At 46.1% G+C, this 12,300-nt stretch carries 10 protein-coding genes; 2 read left to right on the top strand and 8 right to left on the bottom strand.

Translation table 11 applies throughout. The features are described 5' to 3' along the window. Window positions 1-14: 14 nt before the first annotated feature. Complete coding sequence (clpB, locus tag ICN20_RS06545; RefSeq protein WP_216238937.1) at window positions 15-2,618, bottom strand: ATP-dependent chaperone ClpB; 2,604 nt, start codon at window positions 2,616-2,618, stop codon at window positions 15-17. Window positions 2,619-2,719: 101 nt separating this feature from the next. Here clpB and ICN20_RS06540 point away from each other — a divergent pair, with 101 nt between their 5' ends. Then, complete coding sequence (locus ICN20_RS06540; RefSeq protein ID WP_216238935.1) at window positions 2,720-2,962, top strand: GIY-YIG nuclease family protein; 243 nt, start codon at window positions 2,720-2,722, stop codon at window positions 2,960-2,962. 114 nt (window positions 2,963-3,076) lie between these two features. Continuing rightward, window positions 3,077-4,675: a gamma-glutamyltransferase gene (ggt, locus tag ICN20_RS06535; RefSeq protein WP_216238933.1), complete on the top strand. Its 1,599-nt coding sequence runs from the start codon at window positions 3,077-3,079 to the stop codon at window positions 4,673-4,675. 92 nt (window positions 4,676-4,767) lie between these two features. Here ggt and oxlT read toward each other — a convergent pair whose 3' ends face one another. The 7 genes from oxlT to ICN20_RS06500 all read right to left on the bottom strand — a co-directional run bounded on the left by oxlT (window position 4,768) and on the right by ICN20_RS06500 (window position 12,270). Further along, window positions 4,768-6,036 (bottom strand): oxalate/formate MFS antiporter, encoded by a 1,269-nt coding sequence (gene oxlT / locus ICN20_RS06530; RefSeq protein WP_216238932.1) that lies wholly within the window; start codon window positions 6,034-6,036, stop codon window positions 4,768-4,770. Window positions 6,037-6,223: 187 nt separating this feature from the next. Further along, window positions 6,224-6,679 (bottom strand): molybdopterin synthase catalytic subunit MoaE, encoded by a 456-nt coding sequence (gene moaE / locus ICN20_RS06525; RefSeq protein ID WP_216238927.1) that lies wholly within the window; start codon window positions 6,677-6,679, stop codon window positions 6,224-6,226. Window position 6,680: 1 nt separating this feature from the next. Further along, the gene (moaD, locus tag ICN20_RS06520) at window positions 6,681-6,938 is read right to left on the bottom strand and encodes a molybdopterin converting factor subunit 1 (RefSeq protein ID WP_216238926.1); all 258 of its coding nucleotides are present in this window, start codon (window positions 6,936-6,938) and stop codon (window positions 6,681-6,683) included. 18 nt (window positions 6,939-6,956) lie between these two features. Then, the gene (glp, locus tag ICN20_RS06515) at window positions 6,957-8,180 is read right to left on the bottom strand and encodes a gephyrin-like molybdotransferase Glp (RefSeq protein ID WP_216240335.1); all 1,224 of its coding nucleotides are present in this window, start codon (window positions 8,178-8,180) and stop codon (window positions 6,957-6,959) included. Between the two features lie 54 nt (window positions 8,181-8,234). Further along, the gene (gene thrC, locus ICN20_RS06510; RefSeq protein WP_216238925.1) at window positions 8,235-9,677 is read right to left on the bottom strand and encodes a threonine synthase; all 1,443 of its coding nucleotides are present in this window, start codon (window positions 9,675-9,677) and stop codon (window positions 8,235-8,237) included. Between the two features lie 29 nt (window positions 9,678-9,706). Continuing rightward, a complete protein-coding gene (locus ICN20_RS06505) occupies window positions 9,707-11,017 on the bottom strand; it encodes a homoserine dehydrogenase (RefSeq protein WP_216238924.1) in 1,311 nt (436 codons plus the stop codon). Continuing rightward, on the bottom strand, window positions 11,014-12,270 hold the full coding sequence (locus ICN20_RS06500; protein ID WP_216238923.1) for an aminotransferase class I/II-fold pyridoxal phosphate-dependent enzyme: 1,257 nt from the start codon (window positions 12,268-12,270) through the stop codon (window positions 11,014-11,016). The genes ICN20_RS06505 and ICN20_RS06500 overlap by 4 nt, the downstream gene beginning before the upstream one ends. Window positions 12,271-12,300 lie beyond the last annotated feature (30 nt).

Raw genomic sequence — 12,300 nt, 5'->3', positions numbered from 1 at the left:
TGCCTTTATGAAGCTTAGTGAACCTGCCGGGTAAAACTAAAGTCACCTGCCTTATCGACATCGACAGGCACTACATCCATGGGTCCAAACTTGCCCTCCAAAATCATCTTGGAGACTGGGTTTTCAATATGCTGCTGAATCGCCCGCTTAAGCGGTCTTGCTCCAAAGACTGGATCAAAGCCCACCTCGGCAATCTTATTCAGAGCGGCGTCACTGACCTCAAGCTGCATATCGACCTTAGCCAAACGATCTGACAAGTTTTTAAGCAGGATCTTCGCAATATTAGCAATATTGCCTTTGTCCAGACCATGGAATACAACGATTTCATCAATACGGTTCAAGAACTCAGGACGGAAGTGATTTTTTAATTCTTCAAATACCGCTTCTTTAATTTCTGCTTGCTTCTTATCTACCATTGACTGAATCAAATGCGAACCAATATTACTGGTCATCACAATGACAGTGTTCTTAAAGTCCACAGTGCGGCCTTGACCATCAGTTAAGCGGCCATCATCAAGCACTTGCAAGAGTACGTTAAATACATCTGGATGCGCTTTCTCAATCTCATCGAACAAAATCACGCTATAAGGATGGCGACGAACTTGCTCAGTTAAATAACCGCCCTCCTCATAACCTACGTAGCCAGGAGGCGCGCCGATTAAACGGGCAACGCTATGCTTCTCCATGAACTCACTCATATCAATCCGAATTAGATGATCTTCGCTATCAAACAAGAAGCCAGCCAATGCTTTGCAGAGCTCAGTCTTACCAACACCAGTTGGCCCAAGGAATAAGAATGAGCCGTAAGGACGATTCTCTTCTGCCAAACCAGCGCGGGAGCGACGAATTGCATCAGATACTGCACGAATCGCCTCTTCCTGACCAACCACGCGCTTATGCAATAACTCTTCCATCTTGAGCAATTTATCGCGTTCGCCCTGCATCATCTTGGATACCGGAATACCCGTCGCACGAGAAACTACTTCGGCAATTTCTTCTGCACCAACTTGAGTGCGTAGTAATTTATTTTTCACAAGGCCATCTTTATCGCCCTTGGCTTCCGCTGCGGCAGCAGACTTTAACTTAGCCTCGAGCTCAGGTAACTTGCCATATTGCAACTCAGCAACCTGCTCTAATTTGCCATCACGTTGTAACTTTGCAATATCTACTCTTACTTTTTCAATTTCCTCTTTCAGCTGAGCTGCGCCCAACACAGCCCCTTTCTCAGCCTTCCAAACCTCCTCTAAATCAGCATACTCAGCGCCCAGACGTTTAATTTCATCTTCAATGAGGCCTAGACGTTTTTGCGAAGCATCATCTTTTTCCTTCTTAACCGCTTCACGCTCAATCTTCAATTGAATCATGCGGCGCTCCAGCCTATCCATCACTTCAGGCTTAGAGTCGATCTCCATTCGAATGCGCGAACCCGCTTCATCAATCAGATCAATCGCCTTGTCTGGCAAGAAACGATCCGTAATGTAGCGATGCGATAACTCAGCAGCCGCAACAATCGCTGGATCAGTAATTTCGATACCATGATGCAGTTCATATCGCTCTTTAAGACCACGTAAGATGGCAATAGTTGCCTCAACGGTAGGCTCTTCCACCATCACTTTTTGAAAACGACGCTCCAAAGCAGGATCTTTTTCAATGTACTTGCGGTACTCATCCAAAGTCGTTGCACCGATGCAATGCAATTCACCACGGGCCAAGGCGGGCTTGAGCATATTGCCGGCATCCATTGCGCCATCACCTTTACCAGCACCTACCATCGTATGAATCTCATCAATAAAGATAATGGTTTGACCTTCATCTTTAGCGACATCACTGAGAACTGCCTTCAAACGCTCTTCGAACTCACCACGGTATTTGGCGCCAGCTAGAAGCAAGGCCATATCCAAGACTAGGACACGCTTATTTTTCAAAGTCTCAGGCACTTCACCATTAACGATACGCTGCGCTAAACCCTCAACAATCGCAGTTTTACCCACACCAGGCTCACCAATGAGCACAGGATTATTTTTACCGCGACGTTGCAAGATCTGAATGGTGCGACGAATCTCATCATCACGACCAATGACTGGATCGAGTTTGCCCATACGAGCCCGCTCAGTCAAATCTACTGTGTATTTCTTTAAGGCTTCACGTTGGCCTTCAGCATCTGCACTATTCACTGATTCTCCTCCGCGCACTAAATCAATAGCCGCTTCTAACGATTTACGATTTAAACCATTCTCACGAGCCACTTTTCCGAGCTCGCCTTTGTCATCAGCCACAACCAGCAAAAATAACTCGCCAGCAATAAATTGATCATCGCGCTTATTAGCTTCTTTTTCACACAGGTTTAGCCAATTGCTTAAATCGCGACCAACCTGAACCTCTCCGCTAGTGCCCTGCACTTCAGGAAGATTGCTGATGAGCTTTTCTACACCCTTTTCCAAGCCGGCGACATTGACACCCGCTCTAGTGAGCAAGCTCTTTGCGCCACCATCGGAATCACGCAACATCGCCAGCAGCAGATGGGCTGGCTCGATGTATTGATTGTCTTTGGCTAAAGCGATGCTTTGGGCCTCACTTAAGGCCTCTTGAAATTTGGTTGTTAATTTATCTATTCTCATTTTTGTACCCCATCAACTCCATCTATATCTATCTATAGAATATAAGGGCAATATTAATTATTTCAAGCATCCAACCCACTTTTGACCCTAATTTCCCTATTTTGACCTGGCTTGTTTACCTCCTAGAATGCGCTGATGGCACCTACTATGCCGGCATTACCAACCGCCTAGAACATCGCCTAGAAGCCCACAATAGTGGGCAAGGCGCACGTTATACGAGATCTCGTCGACCAGTCATCCTTTTAGCCACACAAGAACACCCCGACCGCTCTGAGGCATCGAAAGCCGAGCTTCGTTTAAAGAGCTTGCCGCGATCTCAAAAACTGACTTTCTTTAAGAACTAAAACTGATCAATAGCCATATCAGGCTAACCAAATTTGTGCATGACAAGTAGGTTGGCATGTTTACGAGCCCTACAATATAGGCATAAAAACTTATTATTGAACTGGAGACTAAGCATGCAACCAAAATGGGGAACTCGAGGAATGGCGGTAGCGCCACATTCTCTAGCATCAGAATCAGCTTTAGCTGTTTTACGAGAAGGCGGCAATGCCTTAGAGGCAATGGTCGCGGCTGCTGCGACTATTGCAGTAGTCTATCCTCATATGAACTCCATCGGTGGTGACTCCTTCTGGGTCATTCACTCCCCAGGCAAGGCCATGGGTGGAATTGATGCCTGTGGTGCAGCTGCCGGTTTAGCGACAAAGCAATGGTACGCAGAGCGTGGCATTACTAAAGCCATCCCATTTCGTGGTGCTGTAGCAGCCAATACGGTTGCCGGGACTATTTCTGGTTGGGGCGCAGCTCATCAACTCTCTAAACAAGGATTGGGGGGCAAACTGCCACTGTCCCGATTACTGGCTGATGCGATTCACTATGCTGAGGCTGGGACACCAGTCACCTTCAGCCAAACAAGCCTTACAGAAAAGAAGCGTCAAGAACTCAGCCCTATTCCAGGCTTTGCAGAGACTTTTTTAGTGGATGGCAAAGCGCCTGCCGTCGGTAGTATCTTTAAACAAGAGCGTCTGGCAAAAACCTTACGTCAGATTGCTAAAAAAGGTACGGATGACTATTACCGCGGCGAACTAGCCCAATCACTAGCAAAAGAACTCGCTGAGTTGGGAAGTCCACTGAGATTAGACGACCTGCATCGCCACAAGGCAAAGCTCATAGACCCTCTTGAGCTAAAACATAGTATGGGCAATGTCTACAACATGACTCCGCCCACGCAAGGTGTAGTCTCATTAATGATTATTGGCATCTTGGACCAGTTGAACTTAAAACGCTTCAAAGTAGATAGTCCAGAATACGTTCATCACTGCGTTGAAGCCACCAAGCAAGCATTTAAGATTCGCGATCAGTTTGTAACAGATCCCGCGTATATGACAAAGAACGCGCAATCCTTCTTATCGCCTGCATTCCTGAAAAAGTTAGCTAAGAATATTGATCCCAATAAAGCGCTTCCGTGGGGCCAGGGTAAAGGTCCTGCAGATACTATTTGGATGGGCGTCATTGACGGTGATGGCAATTGCGTTTCTTTCATTCAAAGCATCTACCACGAGTTTGGCGCAGGCATTGTGCTTCCTACCTCAGGAGTCAACTGGCAAAACCGTGGTTGCAGTTTTTCTCTCGATCCAAATACACTGAATCACCTTGAGCCATATCGCAAGCCTTTTCATACTCTTAACCCAGCGATGGCTTTATTTAAAGATGGTCGCTCAATGGTTTATGGAACGATGGGCGGAGATGGCCAACCACAAACCCAGTGCGCAGTATTTACTCGTACAGCAACTTATGGCCTTGACCCACAGGATGCTATTAGTCGCCCGCGCTGGTTGCTGGGTCGCACCTGGGGACAAACGAGTGATAGCTTAAAACTAGAATCACGCTTTGGTCCAGAAGTCGCAAAAGAGCTTCATGCTTTAGGCCATGAAATTGAAATGCTAGACGCCTTTGATGAAACCGTTGGTCATGCAGGTTGCATTATTCGCAACCCATCTGGGATATTGCAAGGCGGATGGGACCCTAGAAGCGATGGCGCAGTGAGCTCGTTCTAACATTAAACAATCATCTTGTGAAATTAAAAAAGGCTACCTAATTGGTAGCCTTTTTTCTATCTTCGAATTTCAAATTACATCTGAGTTAAAACTTATGCAGTAAGAGTCTTCATGTACTTAGCGCGCATTGGGCGGAGTACGAAGAACGCTAGGATAGCTGCAGTAGCATCCAACACGATCATGATGGCAAATACAGGGAGCCAGCTATCAGTTACACCATGAATATAGGCTGCAACTGGAGCGCCGATAATGGAACCAACGCCTTGAGCCATATACAAGAAACCGTAGTTTGTAGTGGCATGCTTTTGGCCAAAAGTATCTGTCAACGTAGATGGGAACAAGGAGAAGATCTCACCCCAACCAAAGAACACAATACCTGAGAGTAAAACGAACATCACAGGATCAGAGCGTGTCATCACCCAAGCAAACATGGCAACCGCTTCCAAACCAAAAGCGATAGTCATCGTATATTCACGTCCAATGCGGTCCGATACCCAGCCAAATATTGGTCGAGTTAAACCATTGGTAACGCGATCAATTGTTAAGGCCAAAGGCAAGGCAGCCATACCAAAAACCAGGGCGGATGTAATGCCAAAGTCTTTTGCAAATGCACCCATCTGAGAGATCACCATCAATCCTGATGTAGACATCATGGACATCATCAAAAACATTAACCAAAAAACTGGTGTCTTCAACATGACCTTTGGCGCAACTCCTGATGCAGCAGCCTCTTTTTGATCAGCTGTTTGCACGCGATCAGCGTGCGGCACACGAATACCTTGTGCAGCCAATAACCCAACAGCGCCAATAATGTAACCAAAGAATGTCAATGTGCCCTGAATCCCTGTCTCAGTCAAACTAGTAGAGATGGGGAAAGTAGTTAGCAATGCGCCGATACCATAACCAGCAGCAACCATACCTACAGCAAATCCACGATTATTTGGAAACCAACGAACCATCAAACCAACAACGCCGATGTAAACAATACCGGTACCCAAGCCACCTAATACACCGTAGGTAAGGTAAAGATTGGATACGGTGGTGAGGTTAGCCGAAAGAACCCAGCTTGCGCCTGTCAGAATGGTGCCAATAGATAACAAAAGGCGGGGACCAAATTTATCTACCAAATAACCCTGGAATGGCGAGAAGAAAGTCTGCAGCACAATCAAAATCGAAAATGTGATCTGCAGTTCCGTCAAAGTAACGCCGAGCTGACCCATGATCGGCTTAGTGAATAAGGCCCATACATATTGAGGGCTGGAAATAGACATCATACAAATCACGCCCAAAGCCAATTGCACCCATTTCGACTTTAGAGGGTTCTTGCTGGTGCTTTCCGCACCCATTACTGCTGAAGTCATACGAATCTCCGGTTTATTGTTTAATCAAAATTTCTTAATTGCTTTTGTTAATACATTTTGATCTAAATTTGCGGGTAATTCCTAGGGAATTCCCATAGATGGTGCATGAGTACACACTTTGATGCATGAGGTTGCACCAATAGCATCACGATAAAAAATAAAACAATAAAGTTTTGAATTGGGAGAGTTATTTTTTAGCCCAACGAGCCATTGCTGCTTCGTCAGTTACACGGGCATCAACCCAGCGAGCACCATCAGGGGTGTCTTCTTTTTTCCAGAATGGCGCTGCAGTCTTGAGGTAGTCCATGATGAATGCACAAGCAGTAAAAGCTTCACCTCTGTGTGCACTAGTAACCGCAACCAGCACGATTTGATCTTCGGGTAACAAAGGCCCAACACGATGAATCACTAATGTCTGATATATATCCCAACGGGCTTTTGCTTGATCCAGAATTTCCTGTAGCGCCTTCTCAGTCATGCCGGGGTAATGCTCAAGCGTCATGCCTTTTACTTGGCTGCCGTCATTCATGTCGCGCACAGTGCCCAAGAAAGTCACTACAGCACCAACCCGTGGGTCACCTTTGCGTAGTGCCGCTATTTCTGCACTGACATCAAAATCACTTTCTTGGATTTTGATTGGCATATTAGCCTCCAGTTACCGGAGGAAAGAAAGCCACTTCAGCACCGTCTTGCAATGAAGTGCTTGCGTCAACCATGTGCTGATTCAAAGCACAGCGCAATACCTTACCTTCAGCCAAGACTTCAGCCCAAGGATTGCCGCGCTCAATAAGATGCGCCCTAAGATCAGCAATAGTTTTAACTGTTACAGGAATGATGATGCTCTCCTGTGAGACGCCAAGAGCTTCACGCAATGAGGCAAAGAATCGTAATTCGAGTTTCATGAGCTAATCGTAAACCGATTATTTGAGAAGTGCATCAAAGGGAATGTACTTCGCTAGATCACCAGCTTTAATTGGCTGGTTTGGTGGGCAATCTACCAAACCATCACCCCAAGAAGCGCTTGTGAGGACGCCAGAGCTTTGATTAGGGAATAAATCTAAGCCGCCTTGATCATTAATCTTGACACGTAAAAACTCATTACGACGATCGGCTTTTGACCAATCAAAATCAGCGCGCATGAAATAGGATTGCGGCAGCTTGGCTTCGCGCCCCTGCAGCTTCAAAATGAAAGGGCGCACGAATAACAGGAAGGTAACAAAACTGGATACAGGATTGCCGGGCAAACCAATGAACCAAGCCTCGCCATCTTTGGGTTCATCCGATTTGCGAACCGCACCAAAAGCCAGTGGTTTACCGGGCTTAATAGCAATCTGCCAAAGATCCAATCTACCTTCGGCAGTCACTGCCGGCTTGATGTGATCTTCCTCACCAACTGAAACACCACCGGAAGTGATAATCAAGTCATGATCTTTGCTAGCTTTACGCAATGCTGCACGTGTTGCATCCAAGCGATCTGGAACAATACCTAAATCCGTTGCGTCACAACCTAAAGACTTGAGACAAGCCAATAAAGTATCGCGATTGGAGTTATATATGCCGCCTGGCTTTAAGGGCTCACCTGGAAGTGCTAACTCATCGCCAGTGAAAAATGCCGCCACCTTCACTTTACGCTTTACATTGAGGTGAGTTAGTCCGGCTGAAGCAGCAACGCCCAACTCTTGAGGACGCAAGAATGTACCAGCGGTCAAACAAGTTTTGCCAGCAGTTAAATCCTCGCCTTTACGACGGATCCATTGACCTACTACTGGAGTAATATTTACAGCAACTTGATCGGCTTGACCTTCTACCGAGCAATCCTCTTGCATCACCACTGCATCAGCACCAGGAGGAACGGGAGCGCCAGTAAAAATTCTGGCGGCAGTGCCTGGCTCTAATTGAACACCCATAGAGCCAGCTGGAATGCGTTGAGCAATCTTGAGAATACTTCCAGTAGTTTGAGTATCCGCAGTGCGAACAGCATAACCATCCATCGAGGTGTTATCCAATGGCGGTACGTCAACCAAGCTACTCACGTTTTCAGAGAGCACGCGACCCAAAGCAGCCTGCATAGCAACCCTCTCACTCTCAGCAACTACTTGAGCATGAGAAAGTAAATGGTCTAAAGCCTGCTGCGCAGTCAACATTGGTGGCTTGGTCATAGAATGATCTTTATTACTTCAATTGTTGTGGGTTGAAAATTAACCCAAATGCGTTGTGATGAAATCTTTAACTTGATTTACATCTGCATCGATATTCTCTACGCGCTGCGGCTTGGACTTAATGTCTTTGAAAGCTGGTGGGCATTCAGCAGGACGACCTAAAGCAAGCTCAATCGTTTCTTCAAACTTGATAGGCAAGGCTGTCTCGAGAACAATCATTGGAATGCCAGCCTGCAGATGATCACGGGCTACCTTGATGCCATCAGCAGTATGTGTATCAATCATGACGCCGTAGCGTTTATCAATGTCGCGAATAGTTTCTAGGCGATTTTCATGCGTGCTGCGGCCAGATTGGAAGCCGTACTTACCAAGCTCTTTAAAGACTGCATCTTTCGAGATATCAAAACCACCCGCTTCATCCACTTGCTTGAACATGGCTGCAGTAGCTTTGCCATCTTTACCCATAAAGTCAAATACGAAACGCTCAAAGTTACTTGCTTTAGAAATATCCATGGATGGACTAGAAGTATGCAATGTCTCAGCAGACTTACGCGCACGATAGACGCCGGTACGGAAAAACTCATCCAGCACATCATTTTCGTTTGTAGCAGCAATCAAATGCTCGATAGGCAGGCCCATCATACGGGCTACGTGACCTGCACAGATATTGCCAAAGTTGCCAGAAGGCACTGTGAATGAGACTTTCTCAGAACTCGACTTGGTAGCCAGGAGGTAGCCCTGGAAGTAATACACCACTTGAGCAACTACACGACCCCAGTTAATCGAGTTCACTGTACCAATTTGGCTCTTCGCTTTGAAAGCGTGATCATTACTTACTGCTTTAACAATATCTTGGCAATCATCGAAGACACCGGCTACTGCTAAGTTAAAAATATTCGGATCTTGCAAGGAGTACATTTGCGCTGATTGGAAGGCGCTCATCTTGCCGCGTGGCGAAAGCATAAATACCTTCACACCTTCTTTGCCGCGCATGGCGTATTCAGCGGCACTACCAGTATCGCCAGATGTGGCACCCAAAATATTGAGATGCTGGCCTTTTTTCTTGAGAGCGTACTCAAAAAGATTGCCAAGCAATTGCATGGCCATATCTTTGAAAGCTAAAGTTGGTCCATTTGAAAGACTCAGGAGACCAATTCGTGTTCCATGTTCCTCACCCAACCAATGTATGGGCGTGATGTCTTTGGCATTGTCCTGTGGACGGCCATTGCAGTAGACCTGCTCTGTATACGTTTTGCGCAAGAGTGCACGCAAATCTGCCTCAGGAATATCGTCGCAATACAGACTCAATACCTCATAGGCGAGATCAGCATATGACAAGCCACGCCAAGAATCTAATTGTGTCGGAGTGACTTTTGGGTACTGGGTAGGCAAATACAAGCCGCCATCAGGCGCTAATCCACCTAACAAAATTTCTAAGAAGGATTGTTGCGGACTATTGCCACGAGTAGATTGGTAACGCATGTATTTTGCTAAGTTTTGCTGAGTTTTACTTAAGACAGATTTTCTAAACGGATCTTCACTACTTCGCCCGCAACAGTTTTGAGAGCTTGAATCTCTTTAATCGCGGCAAGCATGTTCTTTTCTTTAGTTTCGTGAGTCAGCGCAACCAAGTCAGTTTGACTCTCGCCTTCATCCGCCTCTTTTTGCAAGAGGGCATCGATTGAAACACCATGAGATGCCAAGATCTTCGTGATATCAGCCAATACGCCAGCCTGATCCGCTACGCGCAAACGCAAGTAGTAGCTAGTGGTGATCTCGCCAATTGGTAATACTGGTGTGTCATGCACAGCATCAGGCTGGAAAGCCAAGTAAGGTACACGATGCTCCGCTTCAGCACTCAACAAACGCGTGATATCTACCAAGTCAGCAATCACTGCTGAAGCGGTTGGCTCTGAGCCGGCGCCTTTACCGTAATACAAAGTAGTTCCTACGGCATCACCAAATACTTGAACGGCATTCATGGCGCCTTCAACGTTAGCAATCAAACGTTTGGAAGGAATTAAGGTTGGGTGCACGCGCAATTCAACGCCTGATGAAGTTTTCTTGGCAATACCAAGCAACTTAATGCGATAACCCAATTGCTCGGCATACTTAATATCAATGGCATCTAATTTTGTAATGCCTTCAATGTGCGCTTTTTCAAATTGCATTGGAATACCAAATGCAATCGCGCTCATGATGGTGGCTTTATGCGCAGCATCAACACCTTCGATATCGAAAGTAGGATCCGCTTCTGCATAGCCTAGGCGTTGCGCTTCTTTAAGTACTGTTGCGAAATCTAAGCCCTTGTCGCGCATCTCTGACAAGATGAAATTGGTTGTACCGTTAATAATGCCGGCAATCCATTCAATACGATTTGCAGTTAAACCCTCACGCAAGGCTTTAATAATGGGAATGCCGCCTGCAACAGCAGCTTCGAAGGCAACCATCACACCTTTAGCGTGTGCTGCCTTAAAGATTTCGTTACCATGCACGGCGATCAGGGCTTTATTAGCTGTAACAACATGCTTACCAGCAGCGATGGCCTCAAGAACCAAGTCCTTAGCAATCCCATAACCACCGATTAACTCAACAACGATGTCAATCTCTGGGTTATTAATCACTGCACGAGCATCGTTAACCACTTGCGCGCGATCTTTAACCATCTCCTTGGCACGTTCTACATTTAAATCAGCAACTGTATTAATGCGAATGCCACGGCCAGCGCGACGGGTAATTTCATCTTGGTTACGCTCGAGAACAGTGAATACGCCACCACCAACGGTGCCAATACCTAACAGACCTACTTGAATCGGTTTCATGATGCCTTTGCTGCAGTTGAAGAAGCCTTACGGCTGTGCTTATTACGATAACGCTCCAGAAAACGTGCAAGGCGGCTAATCGCCTCCTTGAGGACATCTTCGTGAGGCAAGAACACTACACGGAAGTGATCAGGTTTAGCCCAATTAAAACCGGAGCCCTGTACTAACAATACTTTTTCTTCTTTTAGGAGATCAGCGACAAACTGCTGGTCATCTTCAATCGGATAGATCTCTGGATCTAACTTGGGAAATAAATACAAAGCGGATTTTGGTTTTACGCAAGTAACACCCGGAATTTCAGTAATAAGTTTCCAGGCTAGATCGCGTTGCTTTGCAAGGCGACCACCCTCACCCACTAAGTCATCAATACTTTGATATCCACCAAGCGCAGTTTGAATTGCATATTGACCTGGCACGTTTGCGCAGAGACGCATCGAAGCAAGCATATTCAAGCCCTCGATGTAATCACGCACCATTTCTTTATCACCTGAGACGACCATCCAGCCAGCGCGGTAGCCACATGAACGGTAGTTCTTGGATAGACCATTGAAAGTAATGGTTACTACGTCTGTGGACAGAGAGGCTAGTGAGAGATGTTTCTCGCCGTCGTACAACATCTTGTCGTAGATTTCATCGGCGAACAAAATCAAACCATGCTCGCGAGCAATTTGTGTCAACTCCAGCAAAACTTCTTTAGAGTAAATCGCACCAGTTGGATTGTTTGGATTAATCACCACAATCGCTTTAGTGCGAGGTGTAATTTTTTTACGCAGATCGCTTAAGTCTGGAGCCCATTCTTTGGATTCATCACAAAGATAGTGCACAGGCGTACCACTAGATAAACTCACAGCAGCAGTCCATAGCGGGTAATCCGGCATTGGCACCAATACTTCATCACCATCATTCAACAGCGCATTCATGGAGAGAACAATGAGTTCAGAAACGCCATTGCCTGTATAGACATCATCCAAAGTCACACCCTGAATGCCTTTTTCTTGGCAATATTGCATGATGGCTTTGCGAGCAGCAAAGATTCCTTTGGAATCAGAGTAGGCTGAGGCATTGCTTAAATTGCGAATCATGTCCAACTGAATCTCTTCAGGCGGATCAAAACCGAAAACCCCTACGTTTCCGATGTTTAATTTGATGATTTTGTGACCCTCTTCCTCCATCCGCTGAGCAAGCTCGAGCACAGGCCCACGTATGTCATAACAGACGTTATTGAGCTTTTGGGACTTAAGGATCGGTTTCACAATAAATTTAAGGGTAAGTTCTTGAAATAT

It is taken from the genome of Polynucleobacter sp. JS-Polo-80-F4 (assembly GCF_018881965.1).
In the GTDB taxonomy this organism is placed as follows: domain Bacteria; phylum Pseudomonadota; class Gammaproteobacteria; order Burkholderiales; family Burkholderiaceae; genus Polynucleobacter.
This window is presented reverse-complemented; position numbering and strand designations above follow the sequence as displayed.

Excerpts from the sequence above, each read along its gene's own strand:
- clpB (WP_216238937.1), bottom strand. The coding sequence starts at position 2,618 with ATGAGAATAGATAAATTAACAACCAAATTTCAAGAGGCCTTAAGTGAG.
- ggt (WP_216238933.1), top strand. The coding sequence starts at position 3,077 with ATGCAACCAAAATGGGGAACTCGAGGAATGGCGGTAGCGCCACATTCT.
- oxlT (WP_216238932.1), bottom strand. The coding sequence starts at position 6,036 with ATGACTTCAGCAGTAATGGGTGCGGAAAGCACCAGCAAGAACCCTCTA.
- moaE (WP_216238927.1), bottom strand. The coding sequence starts at position 6,679 with ATGCCAATCAAAATCCAAGAAAGTGATTTTGATGTCAGTGCAGAAATA.
- moaD (WP_216238926.1), bottom strand. The coding sequence starts at position 6,938 with ATGAAACTCGAATTACGATTCTTTGCCTCATTGCGTGAAGCTCTTGGC.
- glp (WP_216240335.1), bottom strand. The coding sequence starts at position 8,180 with ATGTTGACTGCGCAGCAGGCTTTAGACCATTTACTTTCTCATGCTCAA.
- thrC (WP_216238925.1), bottom strand. The coding sequence starts at position 9,677 with ATGCGTTACCAATCTACTCGTGGCAATAGTCCGCAACAATCCTTCTTA.
- ICN20_RS06505 (WP_216238924.1), bottom strand. The coding sequence starts at position 11,017 with ATGAAACCGATTCAAGTAGGTCTGTTAGGTATTGGCACCGTTGGTGGT.